The organism is Streptomyces sp. NPDC058371, assembly GCF_042723265.1.
Classification (GTDB): Bacteria; Actinomycetota; Actinomycetes; order Streptomycetales; family Streptomycetaceae; genus Streptomyces.
Map to the genome: position 1 here is coordinate 103,711 of NZ_JBHXJC010000005.1, position 22,726 is coordinate 126,436.

Sequence of the window (22,726 nt, forward strand, 5' to 3'; positions counted from 1 at the left end):
ACGCCGATGCCCAGTAGCCGTACCGGCCGACCCCCCGTGCAGCGCGCCGCCAGGCGTCCCGCACCGCGCCCCGCGGGCGACAGGCCCCTGCGAGGCCTCTACCTGCGCCTGCGCCGGGTCTGGGACCGGCCGCTCACCGCGTACTATCTGATCTTCGGCAGCAGCCTGCTGATCACCGTGCTCGGCCTCGTGATGGTCTACTCGGCCTCGATGATCACGGCGCTGCAGATGTCGCTGTCCGGTTCCTACTTCTTCCGGAAGCAGTTCCTCGCGGCCCTGATCGGCACCGTACTGCTGCTGATCGCCTCGCGGATGCCGGTGAAGCTGCACCGCGCGCTGGCCTACCCGATGCTGGCCGGTTCCGTCTTCCTGATGGTCCTGGTGCAGGTGCCGGGGATAGGAGTGGCGGTCAACGGCAACCAGAACTGGATCTCCGTCGGTGGCCCGTTCCAGCTCCAGCCGAGCGAGTTCGGCAAGCTCGCGCTCGTGCTGTGGGGCGCGGACCTGATCGCCCGCAAGCAGGACAAGCGGCTGCTGACCCAGTGGAAGCACATGCTGGTGCCGCTCGTTCCGGTGACCTTCATGCTGCTCGGGCTGATCATGCTCGGCGGCGACATGGGTACGGCGATCATCCTGACAGCGATCCTCTTCGGGCTGCTCTGGCTGGCCGGGGCGCCGACCCGGCTGTTCGCGGGTGTGCTCTCCATCGCCGCGACGCTCGGTGTCATCCTGATCAAGACGAGCCCCAACCGGATGGCGCGGCTCGGCTGCATCGGCGCCACGGAACCCGGCCCCAACGACACCTGCTGGCAGGCCGTGCACGGGATCTACGCCCTGGCGTCCGGCGGACTCTTCGGATCCGGACTGGGCGCCAGTGTGGAGAAATGGGGCCAACTCCCCGAAGCTCACACCGACTTCATCTTCGCCATCACCGGGGAGGAACTGGGCCTGGCAGGGACGCTGTCGGTGCTCGTCCTCTTCGCGGCTCTAGGCTATGCGGGTATCCGCGTGGCCGGACGCACGGAGGACCCCTTCGTGAGGTATGCCGCGGGAGGCGTGACCACCTGGATCACGGCGCAGGCCGTGATCAACATCGGTGCGGTGCTCGGTCTGCTGCCGATCGCCGGAGTCCCGCTCCCGCTGTTCTCCTACGGGGGTTCCGCCCTGCTGCCGACCATGTTCGCCATCGGGCTGCTGATCGCCTTCGCACGCGACGAGCCCGCTGCGCGGGCGGCGCTTGCCATGCGGCAACCCCGCTTTGGTAAAAAGCGTGCTGCGGTCAGAGGCTCTGGAGAGCCTCGGAGATGGAACACGATGCGACGGCGTGCCTCGGCGCGTTCGTCCGGAGAGCGGTGAATTTCGGTGCATGTCGTACTCGCCGGTGGGGGGACCGCCGGCCACATCGAGCCAGCGCTCGCCCTCGCGGACGCCCTGCGCAGGCAGGACCCGACCGTGGGGATCACGGCCCTGGGCACGGAGCGCGGACTCGAGACCCGACTCGTACCCGAGCGGGGCTATGAACTCGCGCTGATCCCCGCCGTGCCGCTGCCACGCAAACCGACCCCCGAGCTGATCACCGTCCCCGGACGGCTGCGCGGCACGATCAAGGCCGTCGAGCAGGTCCTGGAGCGCACCAAGGCCGACGCGGTCGTCGGCTTCGGCGGCTATGTCGCCCTGCCCGGCTATCTCGCGGCCAAGCGCCTGGGCGTGCCGATCATCGTCCACGAGGCCAACGCCCGCCCGGGTCTGGCCAACAAGATCGGATCGCGCTACGCGGCCCAGGTCGCCGTCTCCACCCCGGACAGCAAGCTCCGCGGCTCCCGCTACATCGGCATCCCGCTGCGCCGCTCGATCGCCACCCTCGACCGGGCCGCTGTGCGCCCCGAGGCGCGCGCCGCCTTCGGGCTCGACCCCGCGCTGCCGACCCTGCTCGTTTCGGGCGGCTCACAGGGCGCCCGCCACCTCAACGAGGTCATCGAGCGGGTCGCCCCGTACCTCCAGCAGGCCGGTATCCAGATCCTGCACGCGGTCGGGCCCAAGAACGAACTGCCGCAGGTCCACCAGATGCCGGGGATGCCCCCCTACATCCCGGTACCGTACGTGGACCGGATGGACCTCGCGTACGCCGCGGCCGACATGATGCTCTGCCGCGCGGGCGCGATGACCGTCGCCGAACTCTCCGCTGTCGGGCTCCCGGCCGCCTATGTCCCGCTGCCGATCGGCAACGGCGAACAGCGGCTCAACGCCCAGCCGGTGGTCAAGGCCGGCGGCGGACTGCTGGTCGACGACGCGGAACTGACGCCCGAGTGGATCCAGGCGAACGTGCTGCCCGTGCTCGCCGACCCGCACCGGCTGTACGAGATGTCCCGCGCCGCCTCCGAGTTCGGCCGCCGGGACGCCGACGACCTGCTCGTCGGCATGGTGTACGAGGCGATCGCCTCACGCCGTCACTAGCACCGTATGAGGGAAGGCAGGGAGCGTGGCCGGACCGAGCACCGCGCAACGCGGCGAACGGCAGAAGCTGGAGTCCGGCCCGCCCCGGCCGCCCCGCAGCGGGCGGCTTCCGCGCCCTCGTACGCTCATCATCCTTTTGCTCGCGCTGGTGTTGGCGGGCGCCGGATCCGTGTGGGTCCTCTACGGCTCGCACTGGCTGCGGGTGGAGAAGGTGTCCGCCACCGGGATGCGGGTACTGACGGATCGACAGGTGCGCGAAGCAGCCGAGGTGCCGGTCGGATCGCCCCTGATTTCCGTCGACACCGATGCCATTGAAGCGCGATTGCGCCAGAAATTGCCCCGAATTGCCACGGTTGACGTCGTCCGTTCCTGGCCGCACGGAATCGGGTTGAAAGTGACCGAGCGCACTCCGGTCCTGATTGTCGAAAAGGGCGGAAAGTTCGTCGAAGTGGACGCCGAGGGTGTGCGATTCGCTACGGTTTCCGACGCCCCGAAGGGCATCCCCACGCTGGAATTGACGGTTCCGCGGTCCGCGGGGCTGCGCCGCTTCGGCACCGACCGGCTGGTGCGCGAGGCGGTGCGGGTCGCCGGTGACATTCCGGCCGACGTCGCCCGCGAAACCGGGACCGTCAAGGTCCGTTCGTACGACTCCATCTCGCTGGAGTTGAGCGGCGGGCGCACGGTGGCATGGGGGAGCGACGAGAAGGGCCGCGCGAAGGCGCGGACGCTCACCGCTCTCATGAAAGCAGCTCCCGGGGCCCGGCACTTCGACGTAAGTACGCCCACCGCCCCTGCGTCATCAGGGAGTTGACGCGCATCCGCGCAGGCCAGCACCCTGGTTGGGCAGCGCTACGCCTGATCACATAGGGTGAAAAGAAAAACGGGAGGTTCGGCGTGTTCGTTGAACGTGCGCCACTTGTCGACTTAGTGTCCTGTTCGGAAGAGTCCAAGGAACAGACACACTGGTAACCCTAAACTTCAGCGTTAGGGTTCGGGTCGGCGTTCGGACCGTCCCATTCGGCATCAGTCGTCGGATCGCGAACGTGCGAGGCGGCGACACGTAACTCGAGGCGAGAGGCCTTCGACGTGGCAGCACCGCAGAACTACCTCGCAGTCATCAAAGTCATCGGTGTCGGCGGCGGTGGTGTCAATGCCATCAACCGGATGATCGAGGTCGGTCTCAAGGGCGTCGAGTTCATCGCCATCAACACCGACGCGCAAGCTCTGTTGATGAGCGACGCCGACGTCAAGCTCGACGTCGGCCGTGAACTCACCCGCGGACTCGGCGCCGGAGCCAACCCGGCTGTCGGCCGCAAGGCCGCCGAGGACCACCGCGAGGAGATCGAGGAGGTCCTCAAGGGGGCCGACATGGTCTTCGTCACGGCCGGCGAAGGCGGCGGCACCGGCACCGGCGGGGCCCCCGTCGTGGCCAACATCGCCCGCTCCCTCGGCGCCCTGACCATCGGCGTGGTCACCCGCCCCTTCACCTTCGAAGGGCGGCGCCGCGCCAACCAGGCCGAGGACGGCATCGCGGAACTCCGCGAAGAGGTCGACACCCTCATCGTCATCCCGAACGACCGGCTGCTGTCCATCTCGGACCGCCAGGTCTCGGTCCTCGACGCCTTCAAGTCGGCGGACCAGGTCCTGCTCTCCGGTGTTCAGGGCATCACCGACCTCATCACCACGCCCGGTCTGATCAACCTCGACTTCGCCGACGTCAAGTCCGTGATGTCCGAGGCCGGTTCGGCCCTGATGGGCATCGGCTCCGCCCGCGGCGACGACCGTGCGGTGGCGGCGGCGGAAATGGCGATCTCCTCGCCGCTTCTGGAAGCCTCCATCGACGGCGCACGCGGTGTGCTGCTCTCCATCTCCGGCGGCTCCGACCTCGGTCTCTTCGAGATCAACGAGGCGGCCCAGCTGGTGAGCGAGGCCGCACACCCCGAGGCCAACATCATCTTCGGCGCGGTCATCGACGACGCGCTCGGCGACGAGGTGCGGGTCACCGTCATCGCCGCCGGCTTCGACGGGGGCCAGCCGCCGTCGAAGCGGGACACCGTCCTCGGTTCGTCCTCGGCCAAGCGCGACGAGCCCACGCCGGTACGGTCGGCCGACAGCCGTCCGTCCTTCGGCTCGCTCGGCAGCGTCACGCCGAAGGAGGACCCCACGCCCGCCCCTGAGCCGGCGAACGAACTGCCGGTCTCCCCGCCGGTCCCGCCCTCCCGCTCCTACTCGGACAGCGCGGCCGAAGAGCTGGACGTGCCGGACTTCCTGAAGTGATAGGACATCGCTCCGAAACGAGCACCGCGAGCGGCGCCCACTTCGCCTTCACCGACCGGTGGGGCGGGGTGAGCGCCGTTCCGTACGAGGAGCTCAACCTCGGCGGCGCGGTCGGCGACGACCCCGGTGCCGTGGCGACCAATCGCGAACTGGCCGCCAAGTCCCTGGGCCTCGACCCGGCCCGGGTCGTCTGGATGAACCAGGTGCACGGGCCGGACGTGACGGTGGTCGACGCACCGTGGGACGACCGTCCGGTGCCGGAGGTCGACGCGATCGTGACCGCCCGGCGCGGACTCGCGCTCGCTGTGCTCACCGCCGACTGCACCCCCGTCCTGCTGGCCGATCCGGTCGCGGGAGTCGCGGCCGCCGCGCACGCCGGGCGGCCAGGCATGATCGCCGGGGTCGTCCCCGCGGCGGTCGCGGCCATGGTGGAACTCGGTGCCGAGCCGTCCCGGATCGTCGCCCGCACCGGACCCGCCGTGTGCGGGCGGTGCTACGAGGTGCCGGAGCTGATGCGCGCCGAGGTCGCCGCCGTGGAGCCCGCGGCGTTCGCCGAGACCAGCTGGGGCACTCCGGCGGTCGACGTGACCGCCGGCGTGCACGCGCAGCTGGAACGGCTCGGGGTGCGCGACCGGGAGCAGTCGCCGGTGTGCACGCTCGAGTCGGACGACCACTTCTCGTACCGTCGCGACCGCACCACCGGGCGGCTCGCGGGCTATGTGTGGCTGGACTGATGGTGCATGACGGACCGTAAGGCTCAACTCGCCGCAAATCTGGCGAAAGTGGAAGAGCGCATCACGGCGGCGTGTGTCGCCGCCGGGCGCAAGCGTGAAGAGGTGACCCTCATCGTGGTCACCAAGACCTATCCGGCCGGTGATGTGCGGATCCTGTCGGAACTCGGTGTGCGTCACGTCGCCGAGAACCGGGACCAGGACGCGGCGCCCAAGGCGGCGGAGTGCTCGGATCTGCCCCTCTCCTGGCACTTTGTCGGTCAGCTGCAGACCAACAAAGTGCGGTCCGTGGTCGGTTATGCCGACGTCGTGCAGTCCGTCGACCGTTCCAAGCTCGTCACGGCTCTGTCGAAGGAAGCGGTGCGGTCGGAGCGCGAACTGGGCTGCCTCATCCAGGTCGCACTGGACGCGGAGGAGAGCGGCCGGGGGGAGCGGGGAGGCGTGGGAGTCGGCGGAATCGAAGAGTTGGGCGACCTCGTCGCCAACGCTCCGGGGCTCCGGCTCGACGGTCTGATGACCGTCGCTCCGCTCTCCGGACCGTACGCCGGGCGCCAACAGGCGGCGTTCGAGCGGCTGATGGATTTGTCGACTGTCCTGCGCCGTGCCCATCCGGCTGCGAACATGGTCTCGGCAGGGATGAGTGCGGACCTCGAACAGGCCGTGGCCGCCGGAGCGACACATGTACGCGTCGGCACCGCGGTACTCGGCGTCCGCCCCAGGCTCGGGTAACGTCGCCAAGAAGTCGGACCACAGCAGAAAATATGGTCATTACCGCCGATAGGCGGGCATAACGACCTCGTGGATCGCGGACACTTGGCAACTCGTCAGCCGATCCACCACAGAGCGGAGGACTCAGAGCATGGCCGGCGCGATGCGCAAGATGGCGGTCTACCTCGGCCTCGTGGAGGACGATGGGTACGACGGCAGGGGATTTGACCCCGACGACGACTTCGAGCCCGAGCTCGACCCGGAGCCCGAGCGGGACCGCAGGCGGCACGAGCCGTCGCACCAATCGCACCAGGCACATCAGTCCCAACGGGACGAATCGGTACGAGTGGTGCAGCCTCCGGTGCAGCGCGACTCCTTGTCCCATGCCGCTTCGCTTCCCGCGGAATCCGGGCGTCCGGCGCGAATCGCCCCCGTGGCATCCATCACACAAGAACGCCCGCCTCTGGAGAAGAACGCACCGGTGATCATGCCCAAGGTCGTGTCCGAGCGAGAGCCGTACCGGATCACCACGCTGCACCCGCGGACCTACAACGAGGCCCGTACCATCGGGGAACACTTCCGTGAGGGCACCCCGGTGATCATGAATCTCACTGAGATGGATGACACAGACGCGAAGCGACTTGTCGACTTTGCGGCCGGTTTGGTGTTTGGTCTTCACGGCAGCATCGAGCGGGTGACGCAGAAGGTGTTCCTGTTGTCGCCTGCTAACGTCGATGTCACGGCGGAGGACAAGGCCCGCATCGCAGAGGGCGGGTTCTTCAACCAGAGCTGAGACGCAGGACCGGACACCGCACGGGAGCAGGGGAGAGGGACGCACGGATCATGGGCGTGGTTTTGAATATTCTCTACGTCGCGCTGATGTGTTTCCTCATCGTGCTGATCTTCCGTTTGGTCATGGATTACGTGTTCCAGTTCGCCCGCTCATGGCAACCCGGCAAGGCGATGGTGGTCGTTCTGGAGGCCACCTACACTGTCACCGATCCACCGCTCAAGCTTCTGCGGCGGTTCATCCCGCCGCTGCGTCTCGGGGGCGTGGCACTTGACCTGTCCTTCTTCGTACTGATGATCATCGTCTACATCCTGATCACTCTCGTGGGCAATCTCGCGAGGTGACTGTGGACGATACGGTCTTGCCGACTGCCGATGACTACGTTGAGGTGAAGAGATGCCGTTGACCCCCGAGGACGTGCGGAACAAGCAGTTCACGACCGTCCGCCTCCGAGAAGGCTATGACGAGGACGAGGTCGATGCCTTCCTCGACGAGGTCGAAGCCGAGCTGACGCGTCTGCTCCGTGAGAACGAGGACCTGCGCGCCAAACTGGCGGCGGCCACGCGCGCGGCTGCGCAGAACCAGCAGCAGGGCATGCGCAAGCCGCCCGAGCAGCAGGACCCGCAGCACCAGCAGCAGGGTCCGCCGCAGGGCATGCGCGGTCCGGGCGCCCCGGTGCCCGCCGGCATATCGGGCCCGCCGCAGCAGCAGATGGGCGGCCCCATGGGCGGCCCGCCCCAGCTGCCGAGCGGTGCGCCGCAGCTGCCCGCCGGCCCGAGCGGCCAGGGTCAGCAGGGTCCCGGCCAGATGGGCCAGGGTCCGATGGGTCAGGGTCCGATGGGTCAGGGTCCGATGGGTCAGGGCCCGATGGGTCAGGGCCCGATGGGCCAGGGTCCCGGCCAGATGCAGGGCCAGATGCAGCAGATGGGCGGCCCGATGGGTGGCCCCATGGGCGGTCACGGCCCGCAGATGCCGCAGCCCGGTCAGGGCCCCGGTGGCGACAGCGCCGCCCGTGTGCTCTCGCTGGCGCAGCAGACCGCCGACCAGGCGATCGCCGAGGCCCGCTCCGAGGCCAACAAGATCGTCGGCGAGGCCCGCAGCCGCGCCGAGGGTCTGGAGCGCGACGCCCGTGCCAAGGCCGACGCCCTGGAGCGGGACGCGCAGGAGAAGCACCGCGTCGCGATGGGCTCCCTGGAGTCCGCCCGTGCCACGCTGGAGCGCAAGGTCGAGGACCTGCGAGGCTTCGAGCGTGAGTACCGTACGCGTCTGAAGTCCTACCTTGAGTCCCAGCTGCGTCAGCTGGAGACCCAGGCGGACGACTCGCTGGCTCCGCCGCGCGCCCCGGCCACCGCTTCGCTGCCGTCGTCCGCGCCGTCCATGGCGCCGGCCGGTGCGAGCGCTCCGTCGTACGGCGGCAACCAGACGATGGGTGGCAACCAGTCGCCGCCCCCGCCGTCCTACGGTGGCCAGCAGCAGATGTCTCCGGCGATGACTCAGCCGATGGCGCCGGTGCGGCCGCAGGGGCCGTCGCCGATGCAGCAGGCTCCCTCGCCGATGCGTGGATTCCTGATCGACGAGGACGACAACTGACGGCCTCTCGTACGCCTTAGGCGTCGGCAGCGTTCAGGGCGGGGCCCCCGGGTTGTACCGGGGGCCCCGCCCTTTTGTGCGGGTGCTGGGGCGTCTGTGCGGGGTGCGCGACGCCGAAGGCCCGGGGCCACCGGTTTCCGGTGGCCCCGGGCCTTCTCTGTTTCGCCCGGTGGGGGTGGCGTCGGGGGTTCTCGCCCCCTCCGCCCCTTCCCGTCCCGTCCCTGGGGGCTGCGCCCCCAGACCCCGCTTGTCGGCCTGGCGGCCTCGTCCTCAAACGCCGGACGGGCTGACTCTGGCGGGCTCGTCCTCGAACGCCGGCGGGCTGAATCCGGCCGGCTCGTCCTCGAACGCCGGACGGGCTGGACGTGGCTAGTGGGTCTTGTGGAGGTGGAAGGTGAGGGAGAGGGGCTCGTCGGTGAACGGGGGGCCGTAGGTGTCGTCGGGCTCGCCCTGGGCGAAGTCCGTGGCGAGGACCTCGTCGGCGATGAGGGCGGAGTGCTCGGAGAGAGCGGCGATGACGGCCGGGTCCGTGGACGTCCAGCGCAGGGCGATGCGGTCGGCCACGTCGAGGCCGCTGTTCTTGCGGGCCTCCTGGATCAGCCGGATCGCGTCACGGGCGAGGCCCGCCCGGCGCAGCTCCTCGGTGATCTCCAGGTCCAGGGCAACCGTCGCGCCCGAGTCGGACGCCACCGACCAGCCCTCACGCGGGGTCTCTGTGATGATCACCTCGTCGGGGGCCAGGGTGACGGTCTCGCCGTCGACCTGCACCGAGGCCTTGCCCTCGCGCAGGGCCAGGGACAGCGCTGCCGCGTCCGCCTCGGCGACTGCCTTGGCGACCGCCTGGACGCCCTTGCCGAAGCGCTTGCCGAGCGCGCGGAAGTTCGCCTTGGCCGTCGTGTCGACCAGTGAGCCGCCCACGTCGGAGAGCGACGCCAGGGAAGACACGTTCAGCTCTTCGGTGATCTGCGCGTGCAGCTCGCGGTCGAGGGCCTCGAAGCCGGTCGCGGCGACCAGCGCGCGGGACAGCGGCTGGCGCGTCTTGACGCCCGACTCCGCGCGCGTGGCTCGGCCGAGCTCCACGAGACGGCGTACGAGCACCATCTGCCGTGACAGCTCCGGGTCGATGACGGACAGGTCCGCCTCCGGCCAGGACGAGAGGTGGACGGAATCCGGTGCGTCCGGGGTGACCGGGACGACGAGATCCTGCCAGACCCGCTCGGTGATGAACGGGGTCAGCGGGGCCATCAGTCGCGTGACCGTCTCCACGACCTCGTGCAGCGTGCGCAGCGCGGCCTTGTCGCCCTGCCAGAAGCGGCGGCGCGAGCGGCGCACGTACCAGTTGGACAGGTCGTCGACGAAGGCCGAGAGGAGCTTGCCGGCGCGCTGGGTGTCGTACGCGTCCAGGGCTCCCGTGACCTGGTCGGTGAGCGCGTGGAGCTCGGACAGGAGCCAGCGGTCGAGGACCGGGCGCTCGGCCGGGGCCGGGTCGGCCTCGCTGGGCGCCCAGCCTGCCGTACGCGCGTACAGGGCCTGAAAGGCGACCGTGTTCCAGTACGTGAGGAGCGTCTTGCGGACGACCTCCTGGATGGTGCCGTGGCCCACGCGGCGGGCCGCCCAGGGGGAGCCGCCGGCCGCCATGAACCAGCGGACCGCGTCCGCGCCGTGCTGGTCCATCAGCGGGATCGGCTGCAAGGTGTTGCCCAGGTGCTTGGACATCTTGCGGCCGTCCTCGGCGAGGATGTGGCCGAGGCACACCACGTTCTCGTACGACGACTTGTCGAAGACGAGGGTGCCGACCGCCATCAGCGTGTAGAACCAACCGCGCGTCTGGTCGATGGCCTCCGAGATGAACTGCGCCGGGTAGCGGCTCTCGAAGAGCTCCTTGTTCTTGTGCGGGTATCCCCACTGCGCGAACGGCATCGATCCCGAGTCGTACCAGGCGTCGATGACCTCCGGGACGCGGGTCGCCGGCTGCGCGCACTGCGGGCAGGGGAAGGTGACCTCGTCGATGAACGGACGGTGCGGGTCCAGGTTCGACTGGTCGGTGCCGGTCAGCTCGGAGAGCTCCGCGCGGGAGCCGACACAGGTGAGATGGCCCTCCTCGCAGGTCCAGAGCGGGAGCGGGGTGCCCCAGTAACGGCTGCGGGACAGCGCCCAGTCGATGTTGTTGTTCAGCCAGTCGCCGAAGCGGCCGTGCTTGACCGAGTCGGGGAACCAGTTGGTCTTCTCGTTCTCCTGGAGGAGGCGGTCCTTGATGGCGGTGGTGCGGATGTACCAGGACGGCTGGGCGTAGTAGAGCAGCGCGGTGTGGCAGCGCCAGCAGTGCGGATAGCTGTGCTCGTACGGGATGTGCTTGAAGAGCAGTCCGCGGTCCAGGAGGTCCTCGGTGAGCTTTTCGTCCGCCTTCTTGAAGAAGACACCGCCCACGAGCGGGACGTCCTCCTCGAAGGTGCCGTCCGGGCGGACCGGGTTCACGACCGGCAGGCCGTAGGCGCGGCAGACCTTGAGGTCGTCCTCACCGAAGGCGGGGGACTGGTGGACCAGACCCGTACCGTCCTCGGTCGTCACGTAGTCCGCGTTCACCACGTAGTGGGCTTCCGTGCCGGCCGGGAACTCCACCAGCTCGAACGGACGTTGATATGTCCAGCGCTCCATCTCGGCGCCGGTGAAGGTCTCGCCGGTGGTCTCCCAGCCCTCGCCGAGGGACTTCTCGACGAGCGGCTCGGCGACGACGAGCTTCTCGTCGCCGTTCGTCGCGACCACGTAGGTCACGTCGGGGTGCGCGGCGACCGCGGTGTTGGAGACCAGCGTCCAGGGGGTCGTCGTCCACACCAGGAGCGCTGCCTGGCCGGCGAGCGGACCGGAGGTGAGCGGGAAACGGACGTACACGGACGGGTCGACGACCGTCTCGTAGCCCTGTGCCAGCTCGTGGTCGGACAGGCCCGTACCGCAGCGCGGGCACCAGGGGGCGACGCGGTGGTCCTGGACCAGCAGGCCCTTGTTGAAGATCTCCTTGAGCGACCACCAGACCGATTCCACGTACTCGGGGTCCATGGTGCGGTAGGCGTCGTCGAGGTCGACCCAGTAGCCCATGCGGGTCGTCAGGTCGGCGAAGGCGTCGGTGTGGCGGGTCACGGACTCGCGGCACTTGGCGTTGAACTCGGCGATGCCGTACGCCTCGATGTCCTTCTTGCCGTTGAAGCCGAGCTCCTTCTCCACGGCGAGCTCGACCGGGAGGCCGTGGCAGTCCCAGCCGGCCTTGCGGGCGACGTGGTAGCCGCGCATGGTGCGGAACCGCGGGAAGACGTCCTTGAAGACGCGTGCCTCGATGTGGTGGGCGCCCGGCATGCCGTTGGCGGTGGGCGGGCCCTCGTAGAACACCCACTCGGGGCGGCCCTCGGACTGCTCAAGGCTCTTGGCGAAGATCTTCTGCTCGCGCCAGAAGTCGAGCACGGCGTGCTCGAGGGCGGGCAGGTCGACCTGGGCGGGCACCTGGCGGTACGTCGGCGCTGTCATCAGCGAGCTTCCTCCAACGGACTTTCTGCCTTCCGTCGGAGGGACGAGAGCCTGAGCTGCTACGAAGTAGCTGCGTCCTACGCCGTGTGCGGCGCGCTCCCGCGGTACCACCCTCCTTGGCTCCCCTGTGCGCGGTGTGCACCGGTGAGCCCCCTCATTGGGGTCGCGATTCCGGGTCTACCGGCCTTGCCCACGGGGCTTCGGCTTTCTTCCGGCGGCTCCGGGGTGATCTTCGCGTCGCGCTCGCCCCCGGGCTTCCACCGTCCCCGGGTCGCTCTTGGCTGCGTACGCCGCTACTCGTCCCCATCCACGCTTTTCGCTCCGCCCAGTGTACGGCGCCGCAACGACAGCGGCCGACCGGTTTACGGGGGCCCGCGGCCGGGTGCTCCGGGGGTACGGCGCGACCCCCGGCCGGGGCGCCGTCGCGGTCCTTCCTCGGGGTACCGCCCTGGCCTGCGAACTGACCCGAATGGCGACGCGCCGGCGTCCGGATCCTGGGACGGTCGGCTCGGCGGATTACCGGGCGGGGAGCTGGGCACAACGCTTGCAGGCTCGCCGCGCGGCACCCGTGGGGCGGGCGAATCGCTGGCGTGCCCCGTTGCCGCGGGCCTGAAGTCGATTTATCGTCCCAGCACGATTCGCGAGCAATATCACAATATGTGAAGGGGCCGCGGCCATGGTGGCGAAGAAGACCGCCGTACAGCAGTCGGCGTCCGGCAGATCCACGGGTCCGGCGGCCAAGGATGTGAGCGGCAAGAAGACCACGCAGGGAGCACCCGAGGCGGGCGGAGCCAAGCCCGTGAAGACGGTGCGGGCCGCCGCCGCGAAGGCGAAGGGGAGCGGGGCCCCGGTCGACGGGGTCGCCGCCGAGGGGGCCTCGGGGGCGAAGAAGATCGCCAAGAAGACGGCCGGGGGGAAGCCCGCCGCCAAGGAGACGGGCGGCAAGAAGCCGACCGCCAAGAAGGCAGCTGCCAAGAAGCCGGCTGCCAAGAAGGCGCCTGCCAAGACTGCGGGGGCGAAGACGACCGTCAAGGAAACCACCGCCAGGAAAACGGCCGCCAAGAAGGCGGCGGATCCGAGAGCGGCTGCTACGGAGACGGCCAGCAGGAAGACGGCCGCGACGAAGGCGGCGGATCCGAAAGCGGCGACTCCTGCGGAGACGGCCAGCAGAAAGTCGGCCGCTACGAAGACGGCGGTCGCGAAGTCGGCCGCTACGAAGACGGCGGTTACGGAAGCGCCGGTTACGGAGGCGGCCGCCTCCGCGGCGGGGGCCGAGAAGGCTCCTGCCAAGAAGGCCTCCGCCAAGAGGGCCGGGGCCAGGAGTACGGCCGGGAAGAGCACCAGCAGGGCCAAGAAGACGGCCGCCTCCGCGGCCGAGGGCGCGGTCGAGGCCGCGGAGAAGACGGGAGCCACGACGGTGGTTGCGAAGAAGACTCCGGGCACGGCCACGGCGGCGAAGAAGCCCACCGCGGTTCCCAAGGCGCGGGTCGCGGCGGCGGAGCCCGGCGAGCTCGCGGTGCGCCCCGGTGAGGACCCCTGGACCCCGCAGGAGGTCGAGGAGGCGCGTGCGGAGCTGGCCTCCGAGTCGGCCCGCCTGAGCGCCGAGATCACGGCCTCCGAGCAGGCGCTGGCGGGGCTGATGCGGGACTCCGGCGACGGTGCGGGCGACGACCAGGCGGACACCGGCACCAAGAACATCACCCGCGAGCACGAGATGGCCCTAGCGGCCAACGCGCGCGAGATGCTCGACCAGACCGACCGCGCCCTGCAACGCCTCGACGCGGGCACGTACGGGCTCTGCGAGAACTGCGGCAACCCCATCGGCAAGGCGCGGATGCAGGCCTTCCCGCGCGCCACGTTGTGCGTCGAGTGCAAGCAGAAGCAGGAGCGCCGCTACTAGGCAGTGGCGGAACGGCCTGCCGTCGCCGGCCACGGCGGGCCGGGAGTGCGCCGGTGGCAGCGTCGCGGTCCGTTCGCCGCCGACCGGTCGTCGGTCGATTTCCGGTCGGCGCGGGAGGCCTCCTGAGCACGAGGCCGGGAGGGGGTGTGCCGTACCCTCGTCCTCAGTCAGGCACCTAGGTTGAGGGACTCACGTGGCAGAGGCGGAGCGCATCATCGGTACGCCGGATACCCCGGACGCTTCGGGGACCGAGCCGGAGCGGCCCGACGAGAACGCGGCATCGGGCGAGCCGTCCGGCTCCGAGGACGCGCAGGCTCCGGCCGAGCGGCCCAGGGGCGGGCGCCGGATCGCCGTCCTGTTCACGGTCGCGTCTCTGGCGTACGCCCTCGACCTGGTCAGCAAGCTGCTCGTGGTCGCGAAGCTGGAGCACCACGACTCGATCGAGGTCATCGGGGACTGGCTGAAGTTCGAGGCGGTCCGCAACCCGGGCGCCGCCTTCGGCTTCGGGCAGGCCTTCACCATCATCTTCACGGTGATCGCGGCGGCCGTCATCGTGGTGATCGCCCGGCTGGCGCGCAAGCTCTACAGCCTGCCCTGGGCGATCGCGCTCGGACTGCTCCTCGGCGGTGCCCTGGGCAATCTGACCGACCGGATCTTCCGCTCGCCCGGGTTCTTCGAGGGCGCGGTCGTCGACTTCATCGCGCCCAAGCACTTCGCGGTCTTCAACCTGGCCGACTCGGCGATCGTCTGCGGCGGCATCCTGATCGTGCTGCTGTCCTTCCGCGGCCTTGACCCGGACGGGACCGTCCACAAGGACTGAGTCGTCGGGGCGGGTGCGGCCTGCTCAGGGTGTACGTACCGCGGCTTCCGGGGGTACGGATGTTCGGGCTCTGGTCGGGCGGTGTCGGACCCGTCCGGCATACTCGACGAGTGAGCACGATTCCCGAGATCCGTAACCTGCCCGTGCCCGACGGTCTGGAGGGCGAGCGCGTCGACGCCGCCATCTCCCGTATGTTCGGCTTCTCCCGTACGAAGGCCGCCGAGCTTGCCGCGGCGGGGAAGGTCACGGTCGACGGCTCGGTGGTCGGGAAGTCCGAGCGGGTGCACGGCGGTGCCTGGCTCGAGGTGGAGATGCCCCAGGCTCCCGCGCCCGTGCAGATCGTCGCCGAGCCCGTCGAGGGCATGGAGATCGTGCATGACGACGACGACATCGTCGTGATCGTCAAGCCGGTCGGTGTGGCCGCGCACCCGAGCCCCGGCTGGAGCGGGACCACCGTCATCGGCGGTCTCGCCGCCGCGGGCTACCGCATCTCGACCTCCGGTGCCGCCGAGCGTCAGGGCATCGTGCACCGGCTGGACGTCGGCACGTCGGGCCTGATGGTGGTCGCCAAGTCGGAGCGCGCGTACACGTCGCTGAAGCGGCAGTTCAAGGAGCGCGTCGTCGACAAGCGCTACCACGCGCTGGTCCAGGGCCACCCGGACCCAATGAGCGGCACGATCGACGCTCCGATCGGCCGCCACCCGAACCACGACTACAAGTGGGCCGTGACGGCGGAAGGCAAGCCCTCGGTCACGCACTACGACCTCATCGAGGCCTTCCGCGCGGCCAGCCTGCTCGACATCAAGCTGGAGACGGGGCGCACGCACCAGATCCGCGTCCACATGTCGGCCCACCGCCACCCTTGCGTCGGCGATCTGACCTACGGCGCGGATCCCACGCTCTCCAAGCGCCTCGGCCTGACCCGGCAGTGGCTGCACGCGATGCGGCTCGGCTTCGAGCACCCCGGTGACGGCCAGTGGGTCGAGTTCGCGAGCGACTACCCCGAGGACCTCCAGCAGGCGCTGGACAAGGTGCGGGAGGAAAGCTACGCATGAGCGACGGTCTCGTACTGCGGGTCGCGGAGGACACCGCCGACCGTGAGGCGTGCTTCGCGGTCCGCAAAGAGGTCTTCGTCGTCGAGCAGAGCGTCCCCGAGGACCTCGAGTACGACGCGTACGACGCCGACGCGGTGCACGTCCTGGCCCTCCGCGCGGACGGGACGCCGCTGGGCACCGGGCGTCTGCTGCACGGCGAGGCGGCCGTCGCCAGGACCGGCGACGCGGCCGTGGGCTCCCTCGGACGGCTCGCCGTGACGCGCGAGGCGCGCGGGCTCGGCGTCGGGGTCGCCCTGGTGCGGGCCATCGAGGACGCGGCCCGCGTACGCGGCCTGGCGGCCGTCGACCTGCACGCACAGACGCACGCGCTGGGCTTCTACGAACGTCTCGGATACGTGGCGTACGGGCCGGAGTTCCCCGACGCGGGCATTCCGCACCGGTCGATGCGGCGCGCTCTGTAGCGACTCACCACCGGTCGATGCGGCGCGCTCTGTAGCGACTCACCACCGGTCGATTTCGGCGCGCTCTGTAGCGACTCACCGGCCGGGACCCGGGCCGGCCGAGCGGCCGCGACGGGGACCTGCCGACCGGCCGACGGGTGCCACCGGGCGAGGACGGCATCCGTCCGGCACCGCAGGAACCGCGGCAGGACGTTCCGCCGCTGCGGCGCGCGCATTCTCCGCATGGCACGCTGGACCTCTGGCTGTTCTTGATCGTCTAGACCGTCGGAGCGCTGACCGTGGATCAGTTGGCCCTGTTGTTCGTGCTGCTGCTCGGGGCCGTCGTGAGCGTCCCGGTGGGCGACCGGTTCGGGCTGCCCGCCCCGGTCCTCATGACGCTCCTCGGCATCGTGCTGGCGGTGCTGGATTTCGTGCCGAACGTGGACATCCCGCCGGACCTGATCCTGCCCGCCCTGCTGCCACCGCTGCTCTACGCCTCCGTACGGCGTACCTCGTGGCGGCAGTTCACGGCCAACAAACGGCCCATCTTCCTGCTGGCCGTGGCGCTGGTGTTCGTCACGACCGTGGTGGTGGCCGTGGTCGCGGGCGCGATCGTGCCCGGGCTGCCGGTCGCGGCCGCCGTGGCGCTCGGTGCCCTGGTCGCGCCGCCCGACCCCGTCGCCGCGACCGCCGTCGCCGGACAGCTCGGACTGCCGCGCAGGCTGGTGTCGATCCTTGAGGGCGAGGGTCTCTTCAACGACGTCACGGCCATCGTGCTCTACCACGTCGCCATCGCCGCCGCGGTCAGCGGCAGCTTCTCGCTGCCGCGCGCCGCGCTCGACCTGGTGCTGTCCGCGGTCGTGGCGGTCGCCATCGGGCTGGTGCTCGGCTGGGCCGCGAACAAGCTGATGGACCTGCTCGACGACGCCACGCTGCAGATCGGCCTCACGCTGCTGGTGCCGTACGCCTCCTACATCCTGGCCGAAGAGCTCCACGGGTCCGGAGTGCTGGCCGTGCTGACCACCGCGCTGTTCCTGGCCGAGTACTCCACCGATGCCGACGACGTGCTGACGCGGCTGGCCGGGCACACCTTCTGGAGCGTGGTGGACACGCTGGTGACCGGGGTCGCGTTCGGGCTGATCGGACTGGAGCTGCACAACGCCATCAGAACGGCCGCGGGGCGCTGGGGCGAGATGCTCGGGTGGGCGGCGGCCATCGTCGTTGTCGTCGTACTGCTGAGGCTGTTGTGGCTGCTGCCGGCGACCTGGCTCACCAAACGGCTGCACGCGAAGCGGGATTACGACGAGGAGATCCCGACGTCGTGGCGCGAGACCCTGGTGATGTGGTGGGCGGGGATGCGGGGTGTGGCCTCGGTGGCCCTGGCGCTGGCGATTCCGCTGGAGATGGACGACGGGTCGCCGTTCCCCAACCGGGACGAGATCATCTTCATCGCCTTCGGGGTCATCATGGCGACGCTTGTGCTCCAGGGGCTCACACTGCCCTGGCTGGTCAGGAAGCTCGACGTGCGGGCCGACACGGACAGCGAGAAGGCGTTCGAGAAGGCGCTCGCGGTCCGGGCCGCCAAGGCCGCGAAGCGGCGGCTGAAGGAGATCGAGGAGGTGGAGGACCTGCCGGAGGAGCTGTCCGAGCAGTTGCTGCGGCGGGCCTTCGACATCGGGGTGCGGATCAGCCCCGATCTGGGGGACGACGAACGGCGCGAGGCGCACGAACAGCGGGTGCGGCGGGTCAAGCGGGTGCGGCGCATCCAGGGGGAGATGATGAGCGCGGCCCGGCACGAGGTGCTGTCCGCGCGGAGCGAGCCCGGGGCGGACCCGGAGATCGTGGACCGGGTACTTCGGCACCTGGATGTACGCAGCTTGCGCTGAGGCGTGGGTGTGCGCCCGCCTGCCTGCCCGTCCGCCTGTCTGCCCGCCTGGCGGCCCTGGTGCCGGGTTCCGTGCCCCGTTCCGGCTCACGCCTGTCCAGCCGTGGCCCGTCCGACTGCGGCCCGTCCAACTGCGGCCCGTCCGTCCGCGGCCTGTGCGGCCGCGACGGACGGATGCGGGGGGACGGGTCCGACCCGACCGGCCGCGACCGGACCGGGCCGGGCCGGACCGGGTACGACCGGACCGGGTACGACCGGACCGGGTACGACCGGACGGGCCCCGGCCTGACGGGCCGGTGTTGCTCAGCCGCGGCCCGGCCTGACGGGCCGGTGTTGCTCAGCCGCGGCCAGTCCGGGGCGGCTGGTGGGCGCGGCGGCCCGCTCCGTCGCGGACCCGTCCGTTGGTGTTGTCGGGCGGCAGCGCGGCGTCGGCCGTGTTGACCCGGGGCAGCGCGTAGGGATGCTCCCTGGTCAGCCAGCGGATCATCTGCTCCCGCACGGTGACCCGTACCGTCCAGATGTCGTCCGCGTCCTTCGCGGTCGCCAGGGCGCGGACCTGCATGGTGTTGGGGGTGGTGTCCGTGACGGCGAGTCCCCAGTCGCGGCCGTCCCAGGCCGCGCACTCGCGCAGGATGTCCCGGAGCTTGTCGCGCATGGCCTCCACGGGCGCGGTGTGGTCGAGGTGGAAGAAGACGATGCCGGTCATCTGGGCGCTGCCGCGCGACCAGTTCTCGAAGGGCTTCGACGTGAAGTACGAGACGGGCATGGTGATCCGGCGCTCGTCCCAGGTGCGTACGGTCAGGAACGTCAGCGTGATCTCGTCGACCACGCCCCATTCCCCGTCCACCACCACGGTGTCGCCGAGCCGCACCATGTCACCGAAGGCGATCTGCAGCCCGGCGAAGAGGTTGCTCAGCGTGGACTGGGCGGCGACACCGGCGACGATGCCGAGGATGCCGGCCGAGGCCAGCAGCGAGGCGCCGGCCGCCCGCATCGCGGGGAAGGTGAGCAGCATCGCGGCGACCGCCATCACCCCGACGATCGCCGTCACCACCCGCTGGATCAGCGACACCTGGGTGCGTACCCGGCGGACCCGGGCGGGATCGCGGTGCACGGTCGCGTAGCGCGAGTACGAGGCCTCCACGATCGCTGTCGCGATGCGCACGACCAGCCAGGCCGCCGATCCGATGAGGACCAGTGTCAGGGCCCTGCCCAGGCCGACGCGATGGTCCTGCAGCAGCTGGGCCTGGTCGTAGGACCCTCTGAGCACGGCCGCGAACAGGACGAGCTGGAAGGGGACACGGCCGCGGCGCAGCAGGCCCCACAACGGGGTCTCGTGGTGTCGGGCGTCGGTTCGTCGCAACACCTGGTCGACGGCCCAGCCGACGACCAGCGTGAGGACGACCGAACCGCCGACGACGATCAGCGGACGCAGTACGTTCTCCATGCCTCCGAACGTAACCGTCCCGGGCGCACATGAACATGTGATCTCGGCTTGATCCGGGGTACGGGCCCGCGTCCGCCCCTTCCGCCGGCGCCGGGTCGGCGGGCTCGACAGGCTCCCCGGGGTCCCGGGGCCCGGCCCCCGACGGCCGGCTGCCCGCCCTGGCTCCCCGCGGCGCTGTCGGTGCCGGCTGGCACCATGGCCTCATGAACATCATGCTCTTTCACTCGACCTACGGGCCGCGCCCCGCGGTGCGTGCGGCGGCGGACCGGCTGCGCGCGGCGGGACACGAGGTATGGACGCCCGATCTCTTCGGGGGCCGCGTCTTCGAGACCGTCGAGGAGGGCAGGAACGCCCAGGAGGAGATCGGCAAGGACGAGCTGCTCAAGCGCGCGATCCTGGCCGCCGCGCCCTATTCCGAGCGGGGACTGGTGTACGCGGGCTTCTCGCTCGGCGCCTCGATCGCGCAGACCCTGGCACTCGGCGACGACAAGGCCCGCGGGCTGCTGCTCCTGCACGGCACGTCGGACATCGCGGAGAACGCCTCGGTGGACGAGCTGCCGGTCCAGCTCCATGTCGCCGAGCCCGACGCCTTCGAGACGGACGACTGGCTGAGCGCCTGGTATCTGCAGATGCAGCGGACGGGCGCCGACGTGGAGATCTACCGGTACGCCGGTGCCGGGCACCTCTACACCGACCCCGACCTGCCGGACTACGACGCGGAGGCGGCCGAGGCCACCTGGAAGGTGGCGCTCGGCTTCCTCGACGCGCTGTAGCGGTCCGCCGCACCGGGCGACAAGCTTCCAACAGACGGGCCCGGGCCATCTGTTGGATGGCCCGGGCCCGTCTGTTCACCTTCGACCGACTGCGACTACCGGCGTGTGGAACGTCGGAGCCCCAGGCCGGTCAGCACTCCTTGGGCGGGTTCACCTGCGACGGGAAGTGCCCGGACCACACCCAGGACGTCGGCTGGGAGAGGTAGATCCTGAACCACCGTGCCCCCGAGGGGGTGTCGGTGGTCGAGCACTCGATCCGCAGGGTCGTGCCCCTGGGCTCCGTGCGGTACTTCGTCGACGAGGAAGTCGGCTGGGAGTATATGGGGGAGCTTTCGGCCGTGGTCAGGTTCACGTACGCCGGTGCCGCCGCCGACGTGGCTTCCTGCGCCTCGGCGGATGTGGCGGTGAGTCCGGCGAGAGCCAGGGCGGCGCCGAGCACTGCGGTCTTCGTCAGGACACTCTGGGGGGTGGCCATGTGACTCCAATCGTAAGGGAATTGACGGACCGTCAGTGAAACGGTCCGGCAATGTGTGCGACGCTATCAAGATCTTTCTGGCCGCGCCCGGAATTGTCGCTACGCCGGGTCGTAGGTGCGCTCGACCTTCTGCGTGCCGGTGCGCGTCCGGTACGAACGGGCCCAGGACGAGGTCGCGTCGGGGTCCGTGCGGTCGGAGAGCACGTAGTAGTCCATCTGCGCGTGGTCGGCGGTGATGTCCAGGACGCCGTAGCCGTGGCGGTCGGTGTCGACCCAGTGGACGTGCCGGTTGGCCGTGCGGATGATCGGCGCGGCCACGGCGGAGACGGTGCCCTCGGGGACCTTGACGATGTCGTCGAGGTTGTCGGAGGAGACCGAGGTGATGACGAACTCCGTGGCGGCGGAGGCCGACAGCGGGTACGTACCGGCGTCCACCGGCACGTCGTTGGCCCACGACATGTGGATGTCGCCGGTCAGGAAGACCGTGTTGCGGATGGCGTTGGAGCGCAGGTGCGCGAGCAGTTCGCGGCGGTCGTCCGTGTAGCCGTCCCACTGGTCGGTGTTGAGGGCGATGCCCTCCTGCGGGAGTCCCAGCAGCTTGGCGAGCGGCTTGAGGAGGTCGGCGGGGAGCGAGCCCACCGAGAACGGCGAGATCATCACCGAGTTGCCGACCAGCCGCCAGGTGGTGTCCGAGGCCTTGAGCCCCGCCTTCAGCCAGTCGAGCTGGGCCCGGCCGGTGATCGTACGGCTCGGGTCGTCGACCGATCCGCTGCCGGTGGACGCCTGTTGGGAGCGGAAGGAGCGCAGGTCGAGCAGCGAGAGGTCGGCCAGCTTGCCGAAGCGCAGCCGGCGGTAGGTGGTGCCCTCGATAGCCGGACGGACCGGCATCCACTCGAAGTAGGCCTGCTTCGCGGCGGCCTGACGGGCCGTCCAGCTGCCCTCGGCGCCCTCGGTGTGGTTGACCGCGCCGCCCGGCCAGGCGTTGTCGGCGAACTCGTGGTCGTCCCAGATCGCCACCACCGGCGCCTTGAGGTGCAGGGCCTGGAGGTCCGGGTCGGTCTTGTAACGGCCGTGCCGGGTGCGGTAGTCGGCGAGGGTGAGGATCTCGTTCGCGGGCGAGTGCGGCCGTACGACCGTGCCGCGCGCCGCGTACTCGCCGGACTTGTACTCGTAGATGTAGTCGCCCAGGTGCAGCCAGGCGTCCAGGTCACCGCGCGCGGCGAGGTGGCGGTACGGCGAGAAGTAGCCCGCCTCCCAGTTGGCGCAGGAGACCACGCCGAAGCGCAGGCCCGCCACCGCGGCGTTGGCGGCGGGGGCGGTGCGGGTGCGGGCGACGGACGAGTCGGTGCCGCCCGCGGAGAAGCGGAACCAGTAGTCGGTGGCCGGTTCCAGGCCGCGGATGTCGGCCTTGACGGTGTGGTCGGAGGCGGCCGTCGCGGTGAGGGAGCCCTTGGCGACGACATTGGTGAACGCCTTGTCCCGGGCGACGGTCCAGGAGACCTCGACGTCCGGGCCGAGCCCGGAACCGGGTACGGCCTCCTGAGCCGGCGTCACCCGGGTCCACAGCAGGATGCCGTCGGGCAGCGGATCGCCGGAGGCGACACCGTGCAGGAACGCGGGCGTCTCGGCGGCGGCGCGGGCCGGGAGCGCGGAGGTGAGCGGAGCGGCGAGCACGGCGCCGGCGGCCGCGGCCTTGACCACCGTACGGCGGCGAGGGGCGCGGAAGTGGGCGGCGCCCGGGGTCTGTTGCGGCTCGGGAGATCTGTGTCGAGTGGTCACGGGCGATCAGATTACTGACCGGTACGAACGAAGAGCGGGCGAACCCGTAAAAGTTCGCCCGCTCTTCGTTCGCCTGCTCTTCAGGC

The 22,726-nt window shown here is 70.2% G+C and carries 19 protein-coding genes; 15 read left to right on the forward strand and 4 right to left on the reverse strand.

Translation table 11 applies throughout. From position 1 onward, the window contains the following. Positions 1 to 6: 6 nt before the first annotated feature. From ftsW to ACFWM2_RS17795, 9 genes are all read left to right on the forward strand, one after another. The gene (ftsW, locus tag ACFWM2_RS17755) at positions 7 to 1,356 is read left to right on the forward strand and encodes a putative lipid II flippase FtsW (RefSeq protein WP_383280058.1); all 1,350 of its coding nucleotides are present in this window, start codon (positions 7 to 9) and stop codon (positions 1,354 to 1,356) included. Positions 1,357 to 1,362: 6 nt separating this feature from the next. Beyond that, positions 1,363 to 2,454, forward strand: a complete 1,092-nt coding sequence (murG, locus tag ACFWM2_RS17760; RefSeq protein WP_383280061.1) for an undecaprenyldiphospho-muramoylpentapeptide beta-N-acetylglucosaminyltransferase — start codon at positions 1,363 to 1,365, stop codon at positions 2,452 to 2,454. A 25-nt stretch (positions 2,455 to 2,479) separates the two neighbouring features. Then, the gene (locus tag ACFWM2_RS17765) at positions 2,480 to 3,265 is read left to right on the forward strand and encodes a cell division protein FtsQ/DivIB (protein ID WP_383280063.1); all 786 of its coding nucleotides are present in this window, start codon (positions 2,480 to 2,482) and stop codon (positions 3,263 to 3,265) included. A 275-nt stretch (positions 3,266 to 3,540) separates the two neighbouring features. Beyond that, positions 3,541 to 4,731, forward strand: coding sequence for a cell division protein FtsZ (gene ftsZ, locus ACFWM2_RS17770; RefSeq protein ID WP_383280066.1), 1,191 nt, complete (start codon positions 3,541 to 3,543; stop codon positions 4,729 to 4,731). After that, on the forward strand, positions 4,728 to 5,465 hold the full coding sequence (pgeF, locus tag ACFWM2_RS17775; protein ID WP_383280069.1) for a peptidoglycan editing factor PgeF: 738 nt from the start codon (positions 4,728 to 4,730) through the stop codon (positions 5,463 to 5,465). The genes ftsZ and pgeF overlap by 4 nt, the downstream gene beginning before the upstream one ends. A gap of 6 nt (positions 5,466 to 5,471) precedes the next feature. Beyond that, entirely contained in the window at positions 5,472 to 6,191 is a 720-nt protein-coding gene (locus ACFWM2_RS17780) for a YggS family pyridoxal phosphate-dependent enzyme (protein WP_383280072.1), read from the forward strand. A 130-nt stretch (positions 6,192 to 6,321) separates the two neighbouring features. Next, complete coding sequence (locus ACFWM2_RS17785; protein WP_383280075.1) at positions 6,322 to 6,963, forward strand: cell division protein SepF; 642 nt, start codon at positions 6,322 to 6,324, stop codon at positions 6,961 to 6,963. A 50-nt stretch (positions 6,964 to 7,013) separates the two neighbouring features. After that, a complete protein-coding gene (locus ACFWM2_RS17790) occupies positions 7,014 to 7,304 on the forward strand; it encodes a YggT family protein (RefSeq protein ID WP_383280078.1) in 291 nt (96 codons plus the stop codon). A 52-nt stretch (positions 7,305 to 7,356) separates the two neighbouring features. Next, positions 7,357 to 8,550: a DivIVA domain-containing protein gene (locus tag ACFWM2_RS17795; protein ID WP_383280081.1), complete on the forward strand. Its 1,194-nt coding sequence runs from the start codon at positions 7,357 to 7,359 to the stop codon at positions 8,548 to 8,550. A 369-nt stretch (positions 8,551 to 8,919) separates the two neighbouring features. Here the strand turns inward: ACFWM2_RS17795 and ileS are convergent, their stop codons facing one another. Then, complete coding sequence (gene ileS, locus ACFWM2_RS17800; protein WP_383280084.1) at positions 8,920 to 12,066, reverse strand: isoleucine--tRNA ligase; 3,147 nt, start codon at positions 12,064 to 12,066, stop codon at positions 8,920 to 8,922. Positions 12,067 to 12,742: 676 nt separating this feature from the next. On the opposite strand from ileS, the gene ACFWM2_RS17805 reads away from it, so the two are divergent. From ACFWM2_RS17805 to ACFWM2_RS17825, 5 genes are all read left to right on the forward strand, one after another. Beyond that, positions 12,743 to 13,966: a TraR/DksA C4-type zinc finger protein gene (locus tag ACFWM2_RS17805; RefSeq protein WP_383280087.1), complete on the forward strand. Its 1,224-nt coding sequence runs from the start codon at positions 12,743 to 12,745 to the stop codon at positions 13,964 to 13,966. Positions 13,967 to 14,159: 193 nt separating this feature from the next. Next, positions 14,160 to 14,786, forward strand: coding sequence for a signal peptidase II (gene lspA, locus ACFWM2_RS17810; RefSeq protein WP_383280089.1), 627 nt, complete (start codon positions 14,160 to 14,162; stop codon positions 14,784 to 14,786). A 110-nt stretch (positions 14,787 to 14,896) separates the two neighbouring features. Beyond that, complete coding sequence (locus ACFWM2_RS17815) at positions 14,897 to 15,841, forward strand: RluA family pseudouridine synthase (protein ID WP_383280091.1); 945 nt, start codon at positions 14,897 to 14,899, stop codon at positions 15,839 to 15,841. After that, a complete protein-coding gene (locus ACFWM2_RS17820) occupies positions 15,838 to 16,302 on the forward strand; it encodes a GNAT family N-acetyltransferase (RefSeq protein ID WP_383280093.1) in 465 nt (154 codons plus the stop codon). The genes ACFWM2_RS17815 and ACFWM2_RS17820 overlap by 4 nt, the downstream gene beginning before the upstream one ends. Positions 16,303 to 16,580: 278 nt before the next feature. Next, positions 16,581 to 18,167: a Na+/H+ antiporter gene (locus ACFWM2_RS17825; RefSeq protein WP_383280096.1), complete on the forward strand. Its 1,587-nt coding sequence runs from the start codon at positions 16,581 to 16,583 to the stop codon at positions 18,165 to 18,167. Positions 18,168 to 18,503: 336 nt separating this feature from the next. Here ACFWM2_RS17825 and ACFWM2_RS17830 read toward each other — a convergent pair whose 3' ends face one another. Next, positions 18,504 to 19,613, reverse strand: coding sequence for a mechanosensitive ion channel family protein (locus ACFWM2_RS17830; RefSeq protein WP_383280099.1), 1,110 nt, complete (start codon positions 19,611 to 19,613; stop codon positions 18,504 to 18,506). 203 nt (positions 19,614 to 19,816) lie between these two features. On the opposite strand from ACFWM2_RS17830, the gene ACFWM2_RS17835 reads away from it, so the two are divergent. Further along, entirely contained in the window at positions 19,817 to 20,386 is a 570-nt protein-coding gene (locus tag ACFWM2_RS17835; RefSeq protein WP_383280101.1) for a dienelactone hydrolase family protein, read from the forward strand. A 130-nt stretch (positions 20,387 to 20,516) separates the two neighbouring features. On the opposite strand, the gene ACFWM2_RS17840 is transcribed toward ACFWM2_RS17835, so the two are convergent. Together ACFWM2_RS17840 and ACFWM2_RS17845 are read right to left on the reverse strand one after the other, a co-directional pair. After that, positions 20,517 to 20,861 (reverse strand): hypothetical protein, encoded by a 345-nt coding sequence (locus tag ACFWM2_RS17840; RefSeq protein WP_383280104.1) that lies wholly within the window; start codon positions 20,859 to 20,861, stop codon positions 20,517 to 20,519. A 99-nt stretch (positions 20,862 to 20,960) separates the two neighbouring features. After that, positions 20,961 to 22,640, reverse strand: a complete 1,680-nt coding sequence (locus ACFWM2_RS17845) for an alkaline phosphatase D family protein (protein ID WP_383280107.1) — start codon at positions 22,638 to 22,640, stop codon at positions 20,961 to 20,963. Between the last annotated feature and the right edge of the window lie 86 nt (positions 22,641 to 22,726).